The sequence below is a fragment of the Burkholderia sp. MSMB1826 genome (assembly GCF_001526325.1).
Taxonomy (GTDB): domain Bacteria; phylum Pseudomonadota; class Gammaproteobacteria; order Burkholderiales; family Burkholderiaceae; genus Burkholderia.
In genome coordinates this window covers 707589-727384 of the sequence record NZ_LOYN01000010.1, presented here as the reverse complement: position 1 = coordinate 727384, position 19796 = coordinate 707589, and the positions used below count along the sequence as shown (strand labels likewise).

Here is a 19796-nt window from a genome sequence, read left to right as displayed (position 1 = left end):
GAAATGCATGACGGAGACGTCAATCTTGATTCGCACAATCAACCTATCTTTCGATTGGTCGTGAGCCCCAGTTGCTTTAGGCGCTTTTTTGCTGCGATTGTCAGCGATGCTGGCATAGGGCCCAGTGTCCCTTCCTGGCCGAATGCCGACAACGTGTTCCACGCCTCAGGAATTTGCAAACGACAACAAAAAAGGCCCTCGCGGGCCTTTCCGGGACGAAGTCGCGGACGACGCTCACCGCGTCAGCGCCGTAAACCCTTCCAGCAACCGCTCGACATCGGCCGCCTGAATCGCGCCCATCGTCGAGATGCGGAACAGTTCCTTCGACAACCCGCCTTGCCCCGCATAAATCACGAAGCCACGCGCCTTCAGCCCATCATGCAGCGTCTCGTACGTGACGCCCTGCGGCAACCGATACGCACGCAGCACGACCGACGATTCACCCTCAGGCAACACCAGCGGCATCCCGCGCGCAGCAAGCCCGGCCTGCGCCTGATCCGCAAGCGCCTTGTAATGCGCATGCCGCGCACGCCAGCCGCCGGCCTCATCGAACTCGCGCAGCGCCTCGACGAGCGCGTAATACGCGTGCACGGACGGCGTAAACGGCGTATTCCGCTGATCCTGCAGCTTTGCAAGCCGACCGAGATCGAGATAGTAAGTCCGGCTCGCAGCCTTCGCGAGCGCACTACGGCGCACGATCACGAACGCCGCGCCGGGCACGCCGTGCAGGCACTTGTTCGCGGTGGCGGCAACCGCATCGATGTCGCCACCGGCGAAGTCGATCGCTTCCGCGCCGAAGCTGCTGACGCCATCCACGAGCATCTTCACACCGCGCGCACGGCACACGTCCGCAATCGCGCCGAGATCGTTCAGCCGGCCCGTCGTCGTTTCATGATGAATCACGGCGACATGCGAGTACCCGCCCGCGTCGAGCTTCGCACCGATCTGCGCGAGATCGGGCGCCTGCATCCACTCGTGCTTCAACACGTCGTGCGCGATGCCGTACTGCGTGGCGATCTGCGTGATCCGCTCGCCGTATACGCCGTTCTCGATCACGAGCAGCTTGCCGTCCTGCGGCACGAGCGCCGCGATCATGCTCTCGACGGCGGCGGTGCCCGAACCCGTCATCAGCACGGCGGCCCATTCGGCCGGATCGAGTTCGTACGCGGCGACGAGGCGCGCGCGCGCTTCATCCTGCAGGTCGAAGAACTCGCTTTCGCGATGGCACAGATCGGGTTGCAGCAGGCTGCGGCGCACGCGTTCGGTGAGCGTGACCGGGCCGGGGTTCAGCAGCAGCATCAATGAGCTCCTTCAACATGGGCGGCGGTCTGCGCGGCACCGATGTGCCGCATCAGACGGGTCTTGACCTCGACCGGCGTGACGGTCGGGCGGGGCAGGCCGTCGGGCACGCCCGTGCGGATCGCCACGCGAACGAATTGCGCACCGTTCCCCGTTGCGGCCAGCGTCGCATCGAGCACGTCGAGCGTATCGCCTTCGACCGCCGACGCATACCCGCACGCGGCGGCAACGCCCGCGAACGACACATGTTGCGACACGGTCGCCTGGCCGCCGGTCGATTCGTGCGCGCCATTGTCGAGCAGCACGTGCGTGAGGTTGGCCGGGCCGTAGGCGCCGAGCGTCGCGAACACGCCCATGCGCATCAGCGCGGCGCCGTCGCCGTCGACGGCCACCACGCGCAGGTCGGGGCGCGCGAGCGCGAGGCCGAGCGCGAGCGGCGTCACGCAGCCCATCGAGCCGACCATGTACAGCTGGTTCGGGCGATCGTCGAGCGCGTAGAGTTCGCGGCCGCAGAAGCCGGTCGACGCAAGCACGACGGTCGAATCGACCGGCGTATGCGCGATCACGTGCTGCAACGCGTCGTGGCGGGTCGGCCATGCATCGGCCGACCCGGCGCGCGACGACGATTGCGCGGCGACGTGCGCGCGCGGCTTCGCGGCCGGGTTCGCCTTCAGCTCATACGGCGCGACGCTGCCTTTCTGCATCACGAGCGCGTACGGGCGGCCCGTCGCGTCCATGTGTGCGATTGCACGGTCGAGCGCCGGGCCGACCTGTTCGGGGTCCGTCGGGAACGTCTCCCACGGGATCTCCATCGTGTCGAGCATCGCGGGCGTGATCGGCCCCATCAGCGCGTGCTGCGGCTCGTCGGCCACACCCGGCTGGCCGCGCCACGTGACGATCAGCAACTGCGGCAGCCGGAACGTCCAGGTCAGCGACGTGAGCGGGCTCACCGCGTTGCCGAGCCCCGAGTTCTGCATCATCGCGATCCCGCGCTTGCCGCCGAGCGTCGCGCCTGCGATCAGCGCGACCGCGTCGCCTTCGTTCGCGGCCGACACGTAGTGCAGCGTCGGGTCCTGCAGCACGTAATTGATGAACGGCGTCAGGTACGAGCAGGGCACGCCCGCGTACCAATCGAAGCCGCGTTCGCGCGCGGCCTCGACGAACTGTGCCGCTTCGATCATTGCGCGCCCCCGTTGCCGGCGCCCGGTTCGGACAGCGGCGTCTGGCCGTGCGCGAAGTCGCCCGCGCGGCGGAAGTCTTCCAGGTCGTTGACGCCGCGCCAGTGGCCGTGCACGTACTGCACCTCGATCTTCTCGCCGGCGGCGATCAGTTCGTTCAGCAGCGACGGGATGTCGAGCGTGTCGAAATCGGGGCGTGCCTGCAGCGTCGCGAGCATCGCCTTCAGGCGGTCGACACCGGCGCCGCGCACGTTCAGCAGGCCGATCCAGCGGCCGTGCGGGGTGCCCGCGGCGACGTCGCTCGACACGCGTTGCAGGTAGGTCTTCTGGCCGAACAGGCCGCGATCGTCGGCTGCCGAGCAGAGGGCGAAGTCGCGCACGCTCTGGTTCGACGGCTCGGTCAGCGACGAATCGACCACCACGCTGAACTCGGCCTCGCTCTCCGCGAGGTCGCGCAGGATGTAGCTGCGGAACAGCAGGTCGCCGTACGAGATCACGGTGTCGCCGGTCAGGCGTTCGGCCGCGCAGGCGAGCGACGCGAGCTCGCCCGTCTGCGCATGGCGTTCGTTGACGACGAGCTTGATGCCCGACGTGTCGATCGCATCGGCGCGGTAGCCGCCGACCACGGTGATGTCGTTTACGCCTTGCTTCTTGAAGCCGTCGACGAGCCAGCGCAACAGCGGCTTGCCGGCGACCGGCAGCATGACCTTGGGCTTGTCTTCGGTGACGGCTTCGAGGCCCTTGCCGCGGCTCGCCGCGAGCACGACCGCCGCATTCGACGCGCGCGACGACGACGACAGGTAGATGCGCTCGGCCGCCGAATACTCGTCGGCGTCCTGCAGGCGGAAGATCTCGTTGACCGACGCGACGCGGTCTTCGACGTTGATCAGCGTTTCATTCTCGTGGATCTCGCGCGCGACGGCCTGCATCGCCGACGCGGACGCGCGGATCAGGTGGTTCGCCCAGATCACGGTGCTGATGCCGGCCTGGCGGAACACGTCGGTCGGCGTGCTGTAGTACTTGGTCGGCACGATCACGAGCGGCGCCTTGCCGCTCCATTCGCGCGCGAACTGCAGGATCTCGTCCGGACGCGACAGCTTGCTGTGGATCAGGATCGCATCGGCGCCGGCTTCCGCATACGCGTTCGCGCGGCGCAGCGCTTCGTCCATCCCCCAGCCCGCGATCAGCGCCTCGACGCGTGCGACGATCGAGAAATCGGGATCGGTCTGCGAATCCTTGCCGGCCTTGATCTTGCCGCAGAACTCGTCGATCTCGGCGAGCGGCTGGCGCTCGCCGTCGATGAAGCTGTTCGTCTTCGGGAACTGCTTGTCCTCGATGCAGACGCCCGCGATGCCGCGCTGCTCGAGCTTCTTCACGAGGCGGCGCACGTTGTTGAAGTTGCCGTAGCCGGTGTCGCCGTCGAGCAGGATCGGCAGGTCGCTCGCGTCGGCCATGAACTCGAGCACGTCGACCACCTGGGTCCAGCTCGCCTCGTTGTTGTCGCGCACGCCGAATTGCGCGGAGATCGCGAGGCCCGACGCCCAGATCCCCTTGAAGCCGGCCTCGCGGACGATCCGCGCCGACAGGCCGTTGTGCGCTTCCATCAGGAATTCGAGGTCGCTGCTCACGAGCATGCGACGCAGGCGCGCGCTGCGCGATTCGGTGAAGTTGGGTTCGCGTGCGTTCATCGTGCGGCTCCGGCGGTGGTGCGTTGAATCAGGGGAAGAATGTCTTGCGTCGCGCGTGCGACGTCGTTCGGGAAGTCGATCTCGATCCACGGCGAGCCGGTGACGTCGGCGACGTCGAACGAATGACCGCCTTCGAGCAGCAGGTCACGCACGGCTTCCTCGTGCGGCATGTTCGCGCGGCCGCTGTCGACGTAGCCCGCGACGATCGTCGCGAGGCGGCGCGCGGTGCCTTCGGTGAAGCGGAAGAAGCCGACGGATTCGCCGATCGTGTCGTAGTCGAGATCGACCGCGAGCTGCTTGCGCAGCTCGACCGGCACGCCGTTCTTCAGGCACAGCTTGACGGGTTCGTCGCCGGCCTCGAAGTCGCGATCGATCAGCAGGCGATCGACCGGCTTGTCGGCGTCGGCCACCAGCGCGTGCAGGATGTTCTCGTCGTACAGCACGTCCGCGTCCATCAACAGCACGTCGCCGCCGCGCGTCATCGCATCGGCGACGGTATGCACGGTCAGCACGCTGCCGAGGTCGTAGCGGTCGTTGATCACGATCTCGGCCTGGCGGCCGAGGCGCTTCAGTTCCTGCTCGACTTTCTCGTGCTGAAAGCCGAGCCCGAGCACGATCTCGTCGACGCCCGCGGCGTCGAGCACGCGCAGATGGCGCTCGAGCAGCGACACGTCGTCGAAGCGCAGCAGGCACTTCGGGAACTGCGCTTCGGGCGGTTGTTGCAGGCGCAAGCCGAGGCCTGCCGCAAGAATGATGGCTCGCATGGGTTCTCCAACCAAAAAGCCGGCGATCTGAACGATCAGTCGGCGAGCGGCTGCGGCGCATGGCGCCGCTGCCAGTTTCTTTCACTGAAATGCAGATAGAGCAGGCCAGGCAGGCCGAGCGCGAGTTCGCGCGCGCGCTTCGCGAGCGACAGCGCGAGCGCCGCGTCGGGCGGCAACCCGACCAGCGGCGCGAGCAGCAGGTAGCCGCCTTCCTGCGCGCCGAGCGAGCCCGGGATCGCGAAGGCTGCCCCGCGAATCGCCTGGCCGACGCTTTCGAGCAGCAGCGCGTCGAGCCAGCTCACCGGATGCCCGAGGAAGTGCAGCGCGAGCCACACTTCCGCGGTGCCGACGATCCAGCCGGCGAGACTCAATGCGAAGGTCTTCGCGACTTTCGCGCGATCGCGGTACAGCGCGCCGACCGCGTCGTCGATCGCGTCGGCGCGCGTGGCGAGCGACGACCAGTCGCGCGGCCCGAGCAGCTTCGACGCGAGGCGCAGCCCGCGGCCGAACAGCCCGCGCCGCTGCGCCAGATAGAACATCACCGCGAGCGCGCCGAGCACGCCGGTGGCGATCAGCGCGGGCGTGCGCAGGTGCGCGACCGACTCGTGCGTCGCATACAGGCTGAACGCGGCGATGCCGATCAGCGCGAAGGCCATTTGCGCGAGCGCCTGCATCGTCGTGCTGACGGTCACGGCGGCGGCCGCATCGGCCATCCGCGTGCCGCGCTGCGCGAGGTGGCGCACCATCAGCACCGGGCCGCCGATCTGCCCGGCGGGCAGCAGGCTGTTCACCGATTCGCCGACCCAGCGCGCGCGCAGCGCATTGCCGAGTTCGGCGGCGGGCTGCCCGCGGCGGAACATCACGGAGATCGCGACCGCGTCGATCGCGAGCGGTACGACGTGGAACGCCGCGACGAGCGCGAGGCCCCAGCCGGCCGCGAGGAACGTGGACGCTACCGCGCCGATGCCCTGCCAGGCCAGGAGTGCGATGAAGAGTGCGGTCCCGAGGGACAGCAGGATGAGGCCCGCGCGTGTCATGACCCGCTCGTGCGTCGCGTCGCCAGTTGCTTGAACACCTGGCGGAAACCGAAATACGCGATCGCGTCCTTCATGTTCGAGATGAAGCGCTTCCACGGCCGCATGCCGGGGTTCGTCACGTATTCGAACGTGAGCGACACGCGTATTTCGTTCTGGCCGAGCGGCGTGATGCGGTGGCGCAGCTTGTCGCCGTCGAACAGCACGATGCCGCCGTCGGCGATCTGCACGGAGCCCGGTTCGTCGGCGACGTCCGGGTTGCGCGTGTGCAGTTCGTAGTCGAGCCGGCACGACGATTCGTCGATCACGCCGATCAGCAGCGTGTAGCGGCGGCCGTCGTAGTACGACGTGTCGTAGTGCCAGCCGATGTGGTCGCCGGGCTTCGTGTAGTAATACAGCGCGTACGCGTGCGGATCGTCGTCCGGCGACAGCATCAGCTTGTCGCCCGTGATTTTCTCGAGGAAACCGATCAGCGCCTTCGAGCGATACAGCTCGGCGATGTACGGCGCCTGCTCGTCGATCGTATGGCGGCTCACGCTGCCGCCCTGCTTGTGGCCGGGCAGGTAATTGCGGTTCAGGCCGGCCTGCATCGCGCGGGCGGCATTCGCCAGCTTCGCGTGCGCGTCGGCCGGCAGGAACGCGTCGAGGTAGAGGAACGAGCCCTGGCGCGTGTAGTCGTCGCGCAGGCGGTCGAGGTCGAGCCGGCCGACGCAGTCGGCCACGGTGCGATCGGGATCGGCCGCGGCCGCGCGCACGGGCGCGGGGCGTGCCGGGCTCAGCACGGAATCGTCGCGCGTGCTAGGAGTCATTTGGAAGCCTGGATTTCGGTTGGGTTCTGCGCGGCCGGGTTCTGCGGCAGGTTGCCGCGCCGCACGATGCGCCACCAGTCGATCACGACCCAGGCGGCGAACAGCGGAGCGCCGATCGACGCCGCGAGCAGGAACGGCTCGACGCCGTCGACGAGCGTTACGATCGGCAGCAGGTACAGCACGTCTTCCGTCTCGAAGCCGCCGGCGAACGCCTGCTTGGTGCCGGCCTTGCCGGCGATCGATTCGATCCGCATGCGCAGGAAGAAGATCAGCGCGACGGCCGCGCCGGCCACCGCGCCGAGCAGCACCGGCGACGCGGCCATCTGGCCGCCCTGGGCGACGATGCCGACGCCCATGCTGACGAACAGCGCGACCGTGACGAGCGCATCGGCCGCCAGGTCGTAAAAATGACCGATCTTGCTGGACTTGCCGCTGATGCGCGCGAGCTCGCCGTCGGTGTGGTCGACGAAGTTCGACAGCACGATCAGGAACGCGCCTGCGTTGCTCCAGCCGAAGCCGCCGTGCGCGAGGCACCAGGCGCCGGCGAGGCCGATCAGCAGACGAATGGTGGTGAGGTGATTCGGGGTGACCGGCGTATCGACGAGCGGTCGGACGAGCGAGCGCGCGAGCCGCGCATCCCAGGTGCGTGGCGGGGGTGGCTCGGGGCGTGTGGCGGTTTTTCTTTGGTCCATCGGCGAAATATATACGGAATTGTAATTTGTTGCTTTTTATTCGATCAATGTCCTGACATACGGGAGTGTTACCGCGTCTTGACGGCATCGGCCGGGCCAAAAACGCACGGGTGAACGGGGCGGCCATCCGGTCGGCGACCCCGTCTTCCAGTGTGGTTCGCCTCACGCGGCTGTCAAGGCCGGACGGGCCTCGCAGGCCGATCGCGCGGGTTTTTCGCGCCGGTCGGCCGGCGTCGCGCAGCGCATGCGACCTTGATCTCCGTCAGGTCCGGAAAAGCCGCATCGGGCGACAATCGGCCGCGCCGGACGGGTATCGGCGATTACCGAGCCGGAGGCCGTCAATGTCGGCGTAATCGCATCGATTGATGCGCGACGGTCGGGGGATCGCGAATCCATGATTCGCCCCGATGCTTTCGCACGCCTTTCGGATGCATTCGGCGGGGGCGGATCGTCTGTCACAGAACGCTCGTTCGATACCCGGCAAATCCGGCAAGGATCTTTTGCATCCAGCGGACATTTCGCGGCGATGGCCTCTGCGATACTCCGACCGTGCCCGTGGTGCCGGGCCGCCCCTCGCGGCCCCAAGGGCTTCGCGTCGCTCAGGAGACACCCCCCGCGACGTCAACGACAGACCAAAGCGTCAGATAACCAGCCATGTCTTCATCACGCATCCTCGCTCCCGCCTTGCGTTCGCTCGTCCGCACCGCCGACGAAGCCGCCGCGCTGATCCGCCCCGGCATGACCGTCGCCATGAGCGGCTTCACCGGGTCGGGCTATCCGAAGGCCGTGCCGGCCGCGCTTGCCGCCCACATCGACGCGGCGCACGCGCGCGGCGAGGACTTCCGGATCAACGTGCTGACGGGCGCGTCGACCGCACCGGAACTCGACGGCGCGCTCGCCCGCACGAACGGCATCTCGATGCGGCTGCCGTATCAGTCCGACCCGACGTTGCGCGACAAGATCAACGGCGGCGAAGTCGATTACCAGGACGTCCACTTGAGCCACGTCGCGCAATACGCATGGTTCGGGCTGTACGGCGATCTCGACGTCGCGATCGTCGAAGTCGCGGGCATTCGCGAGGACGGCCTGCTGATCCCGTCCGCGTCGATCGGCAACAACAAGACGTGGCTCGAGCGCGCGAAGCACGTGATCCTCGAGGTCAATTCGCGCCAGCCGCTCGGCCTCGACGGGATGCACGACATCTACTACGGCACCGCGCTGCCGCCGCACCGCAAGCCGATTCCGCTCACGAAGAGCGACGACCGGATCGGCGAGCCGTACCTGCGCTGCCCGGCCGACAAGATCGTCGCGATCGTCGAGACCGACGCGCCCGATCGCAGCAATGCGTTCACCGCGCCGGATGCGACGTCCAAGCAGATCGCGCTGCAGCTGATCGACTTCCTGCGCCACGAAGTGAAGCGCGGCCGTCTGCCGGAAAACCTGCTGCCGCTGCAGTCGGGCGTCGGCAACATCACGAACGCGGTGCTCGCGGAACTGAGCTCGGCCGGCTTCTCGAACCTGACCGCGTACACGGAAGTGATCCAGGACGGCATGCTCGACCTGCTCGACGACGGCACGCTGAGCTTCGCATCGGCCACCGCGCTGTCGCTGAGCCCGGCCGCCGTGCAGCGCTTCGCCGACGAAATCGCGACGTTCCGCGAGAAGATCGTGTTGCGCCCGCAGGAGATCAGCAACCATCCGGAACTCGTGCGCCGGCTCGGCTGCATCGCGATGAACGGGATGATCGAGGCCGACATCTACGGCAACGTGAACTCGACGCACGTGATGGGCACGAAGATCCAGAACGGCATCGGCGGCTCGGGCGACTTCGCGCGCAACGGCTACCTGTCGTGCTTCATGTCGGCCAGCACCGCGAAGGGCGGGGCGATCTCGCGGATCGTGCCGATGGCGAGCCACGTCGACCATACCGAGCACGACGTCGCGGTCGTCGTCACCGAGCAGGGGCTGGCCGACCTGCGCGGCCTGTCGCCGAAGCAGCGCGCGCGCAAGATCATCGCGAGCTGCGCGCACCCGGACTACCGGCCGATGCTCGAGGACTACTTCGAGCGCGCGTCGCGCGACAGCTTCGGCAAGCACACGCCGCATCTGCTCGCCGAGGCGCTGTCGTGGCACGAGCGCTACGTGCGAACCGGGACGATGAAGGCCTGACGCGGCCCCGGACGGGCGCATGCGCGCTCGTCAATCCATCGCCGCATGCGCGACGTCGACGCTCGCCGCCTTCTGCGGCGGGCGGATCAGCAGCAATAGCGGGATCATCAGCAGCGTCGCGACGAACATCAGTTTGAAATCGTTCAGGTACGCGATCATCGTCGCCTGCTGGTTGATCGTGCGGTCGAGCAGTGCGATGTCGACGCGGCTGCCGGCGATCGCCTGCACGGCCGGGTCGAACGGCGTGACGTGGGCCGCGAGATCGGCATGCGCGACCTGCGTATTGCGCGTCATCAGCGTCTGCACGATCGAGATGCCGATACTGCTGCCGATGTTGCGCATCAGGCTGTAGGTGGCCGTGCCGTCGGCGCGCAGGTCGGGCGGCAACGTCGAGAACGACAGCGCGCTCAGCGGCACGAACACGAGCCCGAGACCGAAGCCCTGGATCACGCCGGGCCACACGATGTCCGCTTCGGACAGCACGACCGTGTACTGCATCATCTGCCACAGCGCGAGCGCGGAAATCGACAGCCCCGCGAGCAGCAGCATCCGCGCATCCACGTATTTCAGCAGCCGCCCGACGAACAGCATCGCGATCATCGTGCCGGCGCCGCTCGGCGCGGTGACGAGGCCCGTCGTCGCGACCGGGTAGCCCATCAGGTTCTGCAGCATCGGCGGCAGCAGCGCGCGCGTCGCATACAGCACCGCGCCGACCACGAAGATGAACAGCGTGCCCGTTGCGAAATTCGGGTCGCGCAGCAGTTCCGACTTGAAGAACGACGCCTTGCCGACGCTCGCCGTATGCGCGAGGAAGAACGCGAAGCCGAGCGCCGCGACGAGCGCCTCGATGCGGATCTCGTACGAACCGAACCAGTCGAGCTGTTCGCCGCGGTCGAGCATCGCCTGGAACGCGCCGATCGCGAGCGCGAGCGTCGCGAAGCCGAACGCGTCGAATTTCACGTGCGGGCGCGGCGCGCGCGCCGGCAGGAAGGTCATCACGCCGGCGAGCGCGAATGCGCCGATCGGCACGTTGATGAAGAACACCCAGCGCCAGTTGTAGCTGTCGGTGAGCCAGCCGCCGAGCGTCGGGCCGAGGATCGGGCCGACCATCACGCCCATCCCCCAGATCGCCATCGCCTGGCCCTGTTTCTCGCGCGGGTTGATGTCGAGCAGGATCGATTGCGACAGCGGCACCAGCGCGGCGCCGAACACGCCTTGCAGCAGCCGCGCGCCGACGATCTGCACGAGCGTCTCCGACAGCCCGCACAGCGCCGACGCAACCGTGAAGCCGGCGATCGACACGATCAGCAAGCGCTTCACGCTCAGCCGGTCGGACAGCCAGCCGGTGAGCGGCGTCGCGATCGCCGCGGCGACGATGTAGGAAGTCAGCACCCACGTGATTTCGTCCTGCGACGCGGACAGCGTGCCCTGCATGTGGGGCAGCGCGACGTTCGCGATCGTGCTGTCGAGGGTCTGGATCAGCGTGGCGAGCATGATCGACAAGGTCAGCATCGGCCGGTTCAGGGCGGGCGAAGCGGGGACGTCGGCGGCGGGGTTCAAGCGGGTGTCTCCGTGGGGCGGTCGCCGTGGGCGGCGATCCGGTATGGCGCAAATTATAAGCATACTCATTATATAGCCGCTTATTGCCGGGTCGCCAGCCTCGGGCCGGTTCCGGCTTGACCCTATAATCGCCGCATGGACAAGACCTACGAGAACCGGATCGGTTACCTGATCGCCGACGTGGCTCGCCTGAACGGGCGCCTGTTCGACCGGCGCGCGAAGCGCATCGGGCTGACGCGGGCGCAAAGCCGCGTGCTCGCGTACCTGACGTGGAAGGGCGAGATGAACCAGGCGCGGCTCGCCGAATGGCTCGAGATCACGCCGATCTCGCTCACGCGGCTGCTCGACCGGATGGAAAGCTATGGGTGGATCGAGCGCGTCGCGAACGACGACGACCGCCGCGCGTTCGTGATCCGGCTGACCGACAAGTCGCGCGAGATCTTTCCGCAGATGCTGGAGGTGGGCGACACCGTCGCCGACGACGGGCTGCGCGGCTTCACGCCCGACGAACGCGAGACGCTGGTGCGCCTGCTCGGGCGCGTGCGCCGCAACCTGATCGACTGCGGCGGCGAGTGACGCGGGCGCCCGCTCGGGCGCACCGCTTGCAACCACTAAAAAAGAGAACACTGAGAGATGACCGAGGCACGACGAATGGGCCGGAAAGCCCGCATTGCGATCCTCATCGCGCTCGCGCTGGTATTGATCGTCGGGGGCGGCACCGCCTGGCTCGGGCACGACGATGCGCCCGGGGCGTTCGACGCGGCGATGGCGAAGGCGAAGCGCGGCGATCTGGACGGCGAATTCAGCGTCGCGCTGATGTACGAGCACGGCGACGGCGTCGAACGGAATCCCGCCGAAGCCGCGAAATGGTACCGGCGGGCCGCCGATCAGGGCGACGCGGCGTCGCAGAACAATCTCGGCACGCTGTACGAAACCGGCATCGGCGTCGAGCAAAGCCGTGCGGAGGCCGTGATCTGGTATCGACGCGCGGCCGCGCAGGGCAATGGGGATGCGTTGTGCAATCTCGGCCGCGCGTACGAGGACGGCGAAGGCGCGCCGCAGGATAGCGCGGAAGCGGTGCGGCTCTACCGGCGCGCGGCCGAACAGGGCCTGCCGAGAGGGCAGCTGTATCTGGGGCTGATGTACGACGCCGGGACCGGCGTGCCGCAGGATGCCGCGGAAGCCGCCAAATGGTATCGGCGCGCGGCCGATCAGGGCGAGCCGCAAGCACAGAACGCCCTCGGTTACCTGTACGACAGCGGGCGCGGCGTGACGCAGAGCGACACCGAGGCATTCAAGTGGTACCGACTCGCCGCGGAACAGGGTGACGCGAACGCGCAGAACAATCTCGGCCTGATGTACGAAAACGGGCAGGGCGTGCGCAAGGACGACGCCGAAGCGGCGAGATGGTATCGGCTCGCTGCGGCCCAAGGGGCCGCGACCTCGCTGTTCCGGCTGGGCGTGCAGTACTACGCGGGCAGCGGTGTCGCATCCGATCCGATCGCCGCGAATGCGTTGTTGAGCCTAGCGGCCGCCGCAGGCGAGACGCGCGCGCAACAGTACCTCGATCAGGGCGCGAAGCTCACCGCGCCGGCCGATATCGAGAAAGCCGCCAGGCTGCGGGCCGCGATGAGCCGGCCGGGCAACCTGCTCGACGCGCTCGATCGCCACGAGGAAACGGCGCAACGCAGCGACGGCGGCTGATTCCACCGGGCTTGTCTTCGTGAAGTCGAGCGACTATCTTGCAGCTTCAAGTTCACTTGAGGTCAAGCATGAGCCGACTGGACATCGCGGACGTGGCGCGGCGCTCGGGATTGCCCGCGTCGACGCTGCGTTACTACGAGGAAAAGGGGCTGATCGTGCCGATCGGCCGGCACGGGCTGCGGCGGCAATACGACGCCTCGGTGCTGGAGCGCCTGGCGTTGATCGCGCTCGGCCGGGAGGCCGGTTTCTCGCTCGACGACATGCTCGCGATGGTCGGCGGCGACGGTCGGCCCGCGATCGATCGCGCGAAGCTCGATGGCAAGGCCGACGAGCTCGACCGCACGATCCGCCGTCTCGGCGCGGTGCGCGATGCGCTGCGGCATGCGGCCGTGTGCCCGGCGGCGAACCATCTCGAGTGCCCGTCGTTCCGGAAGCTGCTGCGCCTTGCCGCGCATCGTCGTCCGGCACGTCGCGCGAAGGCGGAAAGCGCGTAGGCGGCGAGCCTGCGCGAGGGCGGGCGTAGCGGTAGCGATTCGACGGGAGGGGGGGGGCGTGGCGACGTAATGGTTTCGACGTGCCCGAATCGTCAAAAGGGACGCCGCTCGAGCCGCCCTCGACGTCGGCAAAACCGTCGACGCATGACTCATCCCGCGTAATACACGCGGCATTCCATCTCGCGTCCGCGCACGATCCGCTTGCCGACGAGCGCGCCGTACGTTTCGGTGAAGACGGTGCGCTGGTGCTCGCACTGCACGGCGTCGTAGAAGTAGAGCGAGACCCAGTCGGTCGGGCGCCCGGCTTCCGGCGTGCGCATCGCGGCATGCTGGCTCAGCACCGTGAAGTGCCAGCCGCCCTTGGTCATGTGCATCACGGGCGGCGGCACGTAACCGTCCGCGTTCAGGCGCCGGTGCGTGAGCCTCGGCAGCACGCCGGCGGCCGCCTTGTTGCGGTATTGGCGGTCGATGTAAAGCAGCAGTTCGACGGGCGGTTCCGTGCCGGGATCGGCGTTCTGCATGTGACCTTGCCAGCGCCGGCGGCGACTCAGCACGTCGTCGAGTGCGGCGCGGATGCCGGCCGCTCGGCGCGGGCCGACGCCCGCGATCGTTTCGAGCTGGCCGTTGCGGGCCGCGCGTTCGAGCTCTTCCAGCGTGTCGATGTGCAGTGCGTCATGAATGCGCAGCGCGAGCGCGTGGCCGATGCCCGGCACCGCGTCGAAGGCCGATGCGCGTTCCGCATCGCCGCGCAAGCGATCGAGCTGGCGCCAGCGTCCCGTCACCAGCAGCTCGGCGATCGCCTGCGCGACGCCCGCGCCGATGTCGGGCAGCGCGCCGAGCGCCTCGACGCCGCCGGTTTCGAACACGCCGCGGATGTCGCGCTCGAGCGCGTCGACGGTATCGGCCGCCGCGCGGTACGCGGCGACCCGGTACGGGTTCGCGCCCTGGTCGACGAGCCACTGCGCGGCCTCGCGCAGGCAGGCCGCGATGGACCGGTTTTCCTCGTACGTCTGGCTAACGGTCGACTGCATGGCGAGGGGCCCGGAAAGCACAAACGGAATGGACGCGGCGAGCGACGCGCCGGTCGGCTGTCAACCATTGTGGCGACGCGCAACGAAGAAAGTTTGATGCGCGTCAATGACAAACGTAGCACAGGCGCGCAGCGCACGGTCGTGCCGGAACGCGGCACGATCGGCGCTGCGCTCGATGCGGTCAAGCGTCGAGAAACGACTGCGCGTTCTCGGCCTCGGCGGCCGTACGCAGCGCGGCGAGCGCCCGTTTCTCGATCTGCCGCACGCGCTCCCGCGACATCCCCGCGTCCTGCGCGATCGCGTCGTAGGTGTCGGGCTCGGCGCCGCCGAGGCCGAACCGCCGGCGCAGCACGTCGGCCTCGGTCGGCGTGACCGACCGCAGCAGCGACCGCACGCAGTCGCGCATGCGCGTGTCGGCCAGTTGCTCGAACGGGCTGGCCGAGGCCTGATCCTCGATCAATTCGACGAGGCCGGTGTCCGCGTCGGGCAGCGGCGTGTCGAGCGAGACCGGGTCGGCGGGCAGCGCGAGCACCGCGCGCAGTTTGTCTTCGTCGATGCCGGTTTCGGCCGCGAGCTCGGCCGGCGTGGCCCGCCGGCCCGTGCGCTGGCGAAAGCGCAGCGCATGCCGCTGTACGCGCTGGTACTGATCGCCGACGTGCACCGGCACGCGAATCGTGCGCGAGCGATCCGCGACCGCGCGCGCGATCGCCTGGCGAATCCACCAGGTCGCATAGGTCGAGAACTTGAATCCGCGCCGGTATTCGAATTTCTCGATCGCGCGCATCAGGCCGAGACAGCCGTCCTGCACGAGGTCGGACAGGTCGACGCCGCGGTTCAGGTACTTGCGCGCGATCGACAGCACGAGCCGCAGGTTCGCCTCGAGCATCGCCCGCGTCGCGTCGCGCACCTTCTGCTGGCCGTCGCTCAGTGCGGCTGCGAGCGCGCGCCGGGCGACTGCGTCGAAGCACGCCGCGTCGGCCGCCGACGGATCGTGAGGGGCGGCCGCGAGTGCGCGTATCGTACGGCCCGCGTCGTCGGCGGCCGGCGCGACCCACGGGAGCGAACCGAGCAGCGCGGCCACGTGGTTGCGCGCGTCGCGGTATTCGGCCGAACGGCTGCCATGCGCATGCAGTGCGCCGCGCAGCGCCGACACCGCTGCGTGCAGCGCATCGTAGCGGGCGGGCGCGGACGTACCGGCGTCGTCGTCATCGGGCGAGCCGGTCGAGCCGGCGCTGCCCGTCGCGCGATGACGCTCGAGCAGCGCGTCGACCGCGGGCGGATAGCCGGCAATCGCGTGCAGTACCTGATGGCGACCCGTTTCGATCTCGCGGGCGAGTACGATTTCGCCTTCGCGCGTGAGCAGCGGCACCGCGTGCATGCGGCGCATGTAGAGCGCGAGCGGATCGGTCGACGCGCTCGTGCCGCGCGCGAGGTCGCCGAGCATGGCCCGGCCTTCGTCGAGCGCGTCGCGATCGACTTCGACCGGCGCCGCACTGGCGAACGGCGCAGGCACGGCCGGCTCGTCGAGTACCGCGATGCCGATGTCGGCAAGCGCGGCGCGCACGACGTCGAGCGCGTCGGGGCTGTCGCTTTCGGGCGGCAGCGCGTCGACGAGGTCGGCGTGCGTCAGATAACCTTGCTCGCCGGCGAGCGCCAGCAACTGAATGATCGGATCGAGCGGTGTGTCCGCCCGGGAAGTGGGGCGTGGCGTAGTCATGTCGATGGCGGCGCGAGCCGCGTTCCTGTCTGGGCGGGCCGAAGCTCGCCGGTTTGCGGGGGGCCGGTGGATCGCGGACGCCCGTCCGCGCCGGTCAGCCCGACATCGTTCAAGTTGAGGGCATTTGCGCCAACTTCAACGTCGGCGCCGCCGACGGCCCAGCACGCGGCGTGCCTGCTTCGCCGGTCGGGGCAGGAAACAAAAAGTAACCGATCATACGCGCGGAAATCTGCAGGGGACGTAAGCTAGAGTCAGGCGCGCGCCCGGCGGCGGCGCGCGGATTCTGCCGGAGTACGAGATGAACCCCATTTCCGCCGCGAGGCCCGCCGCCGTCGCGCTGGCCGCACTGGCGCTTGGCGGCTGCTACTACACGAGCCCGTACGGTTATGCACCTTATTACGCGCCGGTGCCTGCCGCGGTGACGCAGCGCGACACGCCAGTCGCAACGGCCGCACCGGCGCCGGCCCCGTCGACCGTGCCGCAGGCGCAGGTCGACGCCGACACGGCGGTGCCGGTGTATGTCGCCCCGGCCTACGTGCCGCCACCGTATCCGTATTACTACCCGGCGTACTACTCCGGCTGGTACGGGCCGCCCGTGACGATCGGCTTCTGGGGCCGCTGGGGCGGCGGATACTGGGGCGGGCGAGGCGGGTACTGGCATCGTCCGTGGGGCGGCGGTCATTGGGGTGGCGGTCACTGGGGCGGTGGCCATCGCCACTGACCGGCGCGCGTCGGCGCGACGCGGGAGAGCATCATGAGGAACACGATCGTCCGAAGTCTGTGCGTCGTCCTGGCCGGCCTCGCGGCCGCACCGGGCGTCGCCGACGCGCAGAGCAGCGCTTACACGAATTCGCCGGCCGAGTTGTATGCCGGGCCTGCGCCCGATTATCCGGTGGTCGCGCAGATTCCGCCCGGCACCGCGCTGGACGTATTCGGCTGCCTGAGCGACTACACGTGGTGCGACGTCGCATTGCCGGGCGTGCGCGGCTGGATCGATGCGCAGTTGCTCGACTATCCCTACCAGGGCAGCTACGTGCCGTTGCTCGAATATGGCGCGATCATCGGCGTGCCGGTGACCGGGTTCGCGATCGGCGCGTACTGGGATCGCTATTACCGGCACCGCCCGTGGTATCCCGATCGCGATCGCTGGGCGCATCGTCCGGAGCCGAGGCTCGGCCCCGGCGGCGTGCCGCCGGCGCAAGGGCGTCCGCAACCGGGCGTGCCGATGCAGGTCGCGCCGGGCGGCTCGCCGCCCGTGCACGACACGCGGCCGTCGGCGACGCGCGGCGGCTGGAACGGCGCGAACCGCGTGCCGGCGCCGGCGGCACCGGCACCGACGCCGCAGACGCCGATGCCGATGCCGGGTGGGGTGGGTAATGCGCGTCCGGCCAGCCCGCCGGCGCAGACGCCGATGCCGGGTGGGGCGGGTAATACGCGTCCGGCTAGCCCGCCGCCGGCGGTGCTGCGCCCGCCGCCTGCACCTGGCGGAGAGGGTCGCGCGATGCCGCCGCCGGTACGCCAGGGAGGCGGGGGCGGCGGTTATGCACGGCCGCAAGGCGGCGGAAACGGTGGCGGCAACCACGGCGGCGGCGGGGGTGGCGGCCCCGACGAACTCCGTCACTGACGGGGCCGCACCGCGGGTGCCGGACGAAAAAAAGCCGCTCCGAAGAGCGGCTTTTGGATCGGGCAAGCGCGGCGAGGTAAGGCGCTACCGGTCGCCCGTCGCTCGCGGCATCAGTCGTCGAGCAGCGACAGATCGCGCACGGCGCCCTTGTCGGCCGACATGACGAGCTTCGCGTACGCCTTCAGCGCCGCGGACACCTTGCGCGGACGCGGCTGAGCGGGCTTCCAGCCCTTCGCGTTCTGTTCTTCGCGGCGGCGCGCCAGCTCCTCGTCCGACACCAGCACGTCGATCGTGCGATTCGGAATGTCGATGCGGATCCGGTCGCCGTCGCGCACGAGGCCGATCGCGCCACCCGCTGCCGCTTCCGGCGAGCAATGGCCGATCGACAGACCCGACGTGCCGCCCGAGAACCGGCCGTCCGTCAGCAGCGCGCACGCCTTGCCGAGCCCCTTCGACTTGATGTAGCTGGTCGGGTAGAGCATCTCCTGCATGCCCGGGCCGCCCTTCGGGCCTTCGTAGCGCACGATCACCACGTCGCCGGCCTTGACCTTGTCGTTCAGAATGTTTTCGACCGCTTCGTCCTGCGATTCGGTCACGTGCGCCGAGCCTTCGAACACGAGGATGCTCTCGTCGACGCCGGCCGTCTTCACCACGCAGCCGTCGAGCGCGATGTTGCCCGTCAGCACGGCGAGGCCGCCTTCCTTCGAGAACGCATGCTCGTACGAGCGGATGCAGCCTTCGGCGCGATCGAGGTCGAGGCTCGGCCAGCGCGTGTTCTGGCTGAACGCGACCTGCGTCGGGATGCCGGCCGGGCCGGCCAGGTAGAACGTGCGCACGGCTTCGTCCTGCGTGCGGACGATGTCCCACTGGTCGAGCGCGTCCTTCAGCGTCGGCGCGTGCACGGTCGGCACGTCGGTGTGCAGCTTGCCGGCGCGGTCGAGTTCGCCGAGGATCGCCATGATGCCGCCTGCGCGGTGCACGTCCTCGATGTGGTACTTGTTCGTGTTCGGCGCGACCTTGCACAGCTGCGGCACGCTGCGCGACAGGCGATCGATGTCCTTCATCGTGAAGTCGATGCCGGCTTCCTGCGCGATCGCCAGCAGGTGCAGGATCGTGTTGGTCGAACCGCCCATCGCGATGTCGAGCGTCATCGCGTTCTCGAACGCCTTGAAGCCGACCGAGCGCGGCAGCACGCGTTCGTCGTCCTGCTCGTAGTGCTGGCGCGTCAGTTCGACGATGCGGCGGCCGGCGCGCTTGAACAGTTGTTCGCGATCGGCGTGCGTGGCGACCACCGTGCCGTTGCCGGGCAGCGACAGGCCGAGCGCTTCGGTCAGGCAGTTCATCGAGTTCGCGGTGAACATGCCCGAGCACGAGCCGCAGGTCGGGCATGCCGAGCGTTCGACTTCGGCGACGTCGGCATCCGAATACGACTGGTCGGCCGCGATCACCATCGCGTCGACGAGGTCGAGCTTCTTCAGTTCGACGGTCTTGGTGACCGGGTTCGCGAGACGCGTCTTGCCGGCTTCCATCGGGCCGCCCGACACGAAGATCACCGGAATGTTCAGGCGCATCGCGGCCATCAGCATCCCCGGCGTGATCTTGTCGCAGTTCGAGATGCACACCATCGCGTCCGCGCAGTGCGCGTTCACCATGTATTCGACCGAGTCGGCGATGATGTCGCGGCTCGGCAGCGAATACAGCATGCCGTCATGGCCCATCGCGATGCCGTCGTCGACCGCGATCGTGTTGAATTCCTTCGCGACGCCGCCGGCAGCCTCGATCTCGCGCGCGACGAGCTGGCCGAGATCCTTCAGGTGCACGTGCCCGGGCACGAACTGGGTGAACGAGTTGACGACCGCGATGATCGGCTTCGAGAAATCGTCGTCTTTCATGCCGGTGGCGCGCCACAGCGAGCGCGCACCTGCCATGTTGCGGCCGGCGGTAGAGGTTTTGGAACGGTATGTGGGCATGGTGATGGCTGAAGAAATATCGCGGAAAAGGGTGGAGGCACGGGAATAAAGGCCTCTCGCGCG

At 68.5% G+C, this 19796-nt stretch carries 17 protein-coding genes; 6 read left to right on the top strand and 11 right to left on the bottom strand.

The window, feature by feature from the left end:
* Positions 1-234: 234 nt before the first annotated feature.
* Genes WS95_RS05215 through WS95_RS05185 form a run of 7 tightly spaced genes read right to left on the bottom strand, consistent with a single transcriptional unit; the run spans position 235 to position 7464 of the window.
* The gene (locus WS95_RS05215) at positions 235-1299 is read right to left on the bottom strand and encodes a 2-aminoethylphosphonate aminotransferase (RefSeq protein WP_059822625.1); all 1065 of its coding nucleotides are present in this window, start codon (positions 1297-1299) and stop codon (positions 235-237) included.
* A complete protein-coding gene (aepY, locus tag WS95_RS05210) occupies positions 1299-2480 on the bottom strand; it encodes a phosphonopyruvate decarboxylase (RefSeq protein ID WP_059822624.1) in 1182 nt (393 codons plus the stop codon). The genes WS95_RS05215 and aepY overlap by 1 nt, the downstream gene beginning before the upstream one ends.
* A complete protein-coding gene (gene aepX, locus WS95_RS05205) occupies positions 2477-4165 on the bottom strand; it encodes a phosphoenolpyruvate mutase (RefSeq protein ID WP_034205044.1) in 1689 nt (562 codons plus the stop codon). Before aepX ends, aepY begins: the two co-directional genes overlap by 4 nt.
* Positions 4162-4929, bottom strand: a complete 768-nt coding sequence (locus WS95_RS05200; protein ID WP_034205043.1) for a phosphocholine cytidylyltransferase family protein — start codon at positions 4927-4929, stop codon at positions 4162-4164. The genes aepX and WS95_RS05200 overlap by 4 nt, the downstream gene beginning before the upstream one ends.
* A gap of 35 nt (positions 4930-4964) precedes the next feature.
* Positions 4965-5966, bottom strand: a complete 1002-nt coding sequence (locus WS95_RS05195) for an HpnL family protein (RefSeq protein WP_034205042.1) — start codon at positions 5964-5966, stop codon at positions 4965-4967.
* Positions 5963-6772, bottom strand: coding sequence for a HalD/BesD family halogenase (locus WS95_RS05190; RefSeq protein WP_059783819.1), 810 nt, complete (start codon positions 6770-6772; stop codon positions 5963-5965). Before WS95_RS05190 ends, WS95_RS05195 begins: the two co-directional genes overlap by 4 nt.
* Positions 6769-7464, bottom strand: a complete 696-nt coding sequence (locus WS95_RS05185) for a CDP-alcohol phosphatidyltransferase family protein (protein ID WP_059822622.1) — start codon at positions 7462-7464, stop codon at positions 6769-6771. The genes WS95_RS05190 and WS95_RS05185 overlap by 4 nt, the downstream gene beginning before the upstream one ends.
* Before the next feature lie 654 nt (positions 7465-8118).
* On the opposite strand from WS95_RS05185, the gene WS95_RS05180 reads away from it, so the two are divergent.
* On the top strand, positions 8119-9633 hold the full coding sequence (locus tag WS95_RS05180; RefSeq protein ID WP_059822621.1) for an acetyl-CoA hydrolase/transferase family protein: 1515 nt from the start codon (positions 8119-8121) through the stop codon (positions 9631-9633).
* 30 nt (positions 9634-9663) lie between these two features.
* Here the strand turns inward: WS95_RS05180 and WS95_RS05175 are convergent, their stop codons facing one another.
* Complete coding sequence (locus tag WS95_RS05175) at positions 9664-11145, bottom strand: DHA2 family efflux MFS transporter permease subunit (RefSeq protein WP_373557145.1); 1482 nt, start codon at positions 11143-11145, stop codon at positions 9664-9666.
* Between the two features lie 183 nt (positions 11146-11328).
* Between WS95_RS05175 and WS95_RS05170 the strand changes: the two genes are divergently transcribed.
* From WS95_RS05170 to WS95_RS05160, 3 genes are all read left to right on the top strand, one after another.
* Positions 11329-11769 (top strand): MarR family winged helix-turn-helix transcriptional regulator, encoded by a 441-nt coding sequence (locus WS95_RS05170; RefSeq protein ID WP_034205037.1) that lies wholly within the window; start codon positions 11329-11331, stop codon positions 11767-11769.
* Between the two features lie 75 nt (positions 11770-11844).
* The gene (locus tag WS95_RS35995; protein ID WP_306454086.1) at positions 11845-12897 is read left to right on the top strand and encodes a tetratricopeptide repeat protein; all 1053 of its coding nucleotides are present in this window, start codon (positions 11845-11847) and stop codon (positions 12895-12897) included.
* A 68-nt stretch (positions 12898-12965) separates the two neighbouring features.
* Positions 12966-13391, top strand: coding sequence for a helix-turn-helix domain-containing protein (locus WS95_RS05160; protein WP_034205036.1), 426 nt, complete (start codon positions 12966-12968; stop codon positions 13389-13391).
* Positions 13392-13540: 149 nt separating this feature from the next.
* On the opposite strand, the gene WS95_RS05155 is transcribed toward WS95_RS05160, so the two are convergent.
* Both WS95_RS05155 and WS95_RS05150 read right to left on the bottom strand, forming a co-directional pair.
* The gene (locus WS95_RS05155) at positions 13541-14422 is read right to left on the bottom strand and encodes a helix-hairpin-helix domain-containing protein (protein ID WP_059783810.1); all 882 of its coding nucleotides are present in this window, start codon (positions 14420-14422) and stop codon (positions 13541-13543) included.
* Positions 14423-14603: 181 nt separating this feature from the next.
* Positions 14604-16139, bottom strand: coding sequence for a sigma-70 family RNA polymerase sigma factor (locus tag WS95_RS05150; RefSeq protein WP_059822618.1), 1536 nt, complete (start codon positions 16137-16139; stop codon positions 14604-14606).
* A gap of 298 nt (positions 16140-16437) precedes the next feature.
* On the opposite strand from WS95_RS05150, the gene WS95_RS05145 reads away from it, so the two are divergent.
* Both WS95_RS05145 and WS95_RS05140 read left to right on the top strand, forming a co-directional pair.
* Positions 16438-16860, top strand: coding sequence for a hypothetical protein (locus WS95_RS05145; protein WP_034205033.1), 423 nt, complete (start codon positions 16438-16440; stop codon positions 16858-16860).
* Positions 16861-16893: 33 nt separating this feature from the next.
* Positions 16894-17763, top strand: a complete 870-nt coding sequence (locus WS95_RS05140; protein WP_059822616.1) for an SH3 domain-containing protein — start codon at positions 16894-16896, stop codon at positions 17761-17763.
* A gap of 110 nt (positions 17764-17873) precedes the next feature.
* Here the strand turns inward: WS95_RS05140 and ilvD are convergent, their stop codons facing one another.
* Complete coding sequence (ilvD, locus tag WS95_RS05135; RefSeq protein WP_059822614.1) at positions 17874-19733, bottom strand: dihydroxy-acid dehydratase; 1860 nt, start codon at positions 19731-19733, stop codon at positions 17874-17876.
* Positions 19734-19796: the final 63 nt, after the last annotated feature.

Excerpts from the sequence above, each read along its gene's own strand:
- WS95_RS05215 (WP_059822625.1), bottom strand. The coding sequence starts at position 1,299 with ATGCTGCTGCTGAACCCCGGCCCGGTCACGCTCACCGAACGCGTGCGC.
- aepY (WP_059822624.1), bottom strand. The coding sequence starts at position 2,480 with ATGATCGAAGCGGCACAGTTCGTCGAGGCCGCGCGCGAACGCGGCTTC.
- aepX (WP_034205044.1), bottom strand. The coding sequence starts at position 4,165 with ATGAACGCACGCGAACCCAACTTCACCGAATCGCGCAGCGCGCGCCTG.
- WS95_RS05200 (WP_034205043.1), bottom strand. The coding sequence starts at position 4,929 with ATGCGAGCCATCATTCTTGCGGCAGGCCTCGGCTTGCGCCTGCAACAA.
- WS95_RS05195 (WP_034205042.1), bottom strand. The coding sequence starts at position 5,966 with ATGACACGCGCGGGCCTCATCCTGCTGTCCCTCGGGACCGCACTCTTC.
- WS95_RS05190 (WP_059783819.1), bottom strand. The coding sequence starts at position 6,772 with ATGACTCCTAGCACGCGCGACGATTCCGTGCTGAGCCCGGCACGCCCC.
- WS95_RS05185 (WP_059822622.1), bottom strand. The coding sequence starts at position 7,464 with ATGGACCAAAGAAAAACCGCCACACGCCCCGAGCCACCCCCGCCACGC.
- WS95_RS05180 (WP_059822621.1), top strand. The coding sequence starts at position 8,119 with ATGTCTTCATCACGCATCCTCGCTCCCGCCTTGCGTTCGCTCGTCCGC.
- WS95_RS05175 (WP_373557145.1), bottom strand. The coding sequence starts at position 11,145 with ATGCTGACCTTGTCGATCATGCTCGCCACGCTGATCCAGACCCTCGAC.
- WS95_RS05170 (WP_034205037.1), top strand. The coding sequence starts at position 11,329 with ATGGACAAGACCTACGAGAACCGGATCGGTTACCTGATCGCCGACGTG.
- WS95_RS35995 (WP_306454086.1), top strand. The coding sequence starts at position 11,845 with ATGGGCCGGAAAGCCCGCATTGCGATCCTCATCGCGCTCGCGCTGGTA.
- WS95_RS05160 (WP_034205036.1), top strand. The coding sequence starts at position 12,966 with ATGAGCCGACTGGACATCGCGGACGTGGCGCGGCGCTCGGGATTGCCC.
- WS95_RS05155 (WP_059783810.1), bottom strand. The coding sequence starts at position 14,422 with ATGCAGTCGACCGTTAGCCAGACGTACGAGGAAAACCGGTCCATCGCG.
- WS95_RS05150 (WP_059822618.1), bottom strand. The coding sequence starts at position 16,139 with ATGACTACGCCACGCCCCACTTCCCGGGCGGACACACCGCTCGATCCG.
- WS95_RS05145 (WP_034205033.1), top strand. The coding sequence starts at position 16,438 with ATGAACCCCATTTCCGCCGCGAGGCCCGCCGCCGTCGCGCTGGCCGCA.
- WS95_RS05140 (WP_059822616.1), top strand. The coding sequence starts at position 16,894 with ATGAGGAACACGATCGTCCGAAGTCTGTGCGTCGTCCTGGCCGGCCTC.
- ilvD (WP_059822614.1), bottom strand. The coding sequence starts at position 19,733 with ATGCCCACATACCGTTCCAAAACCTCTACCGCCGGCCGCAACATGGCA.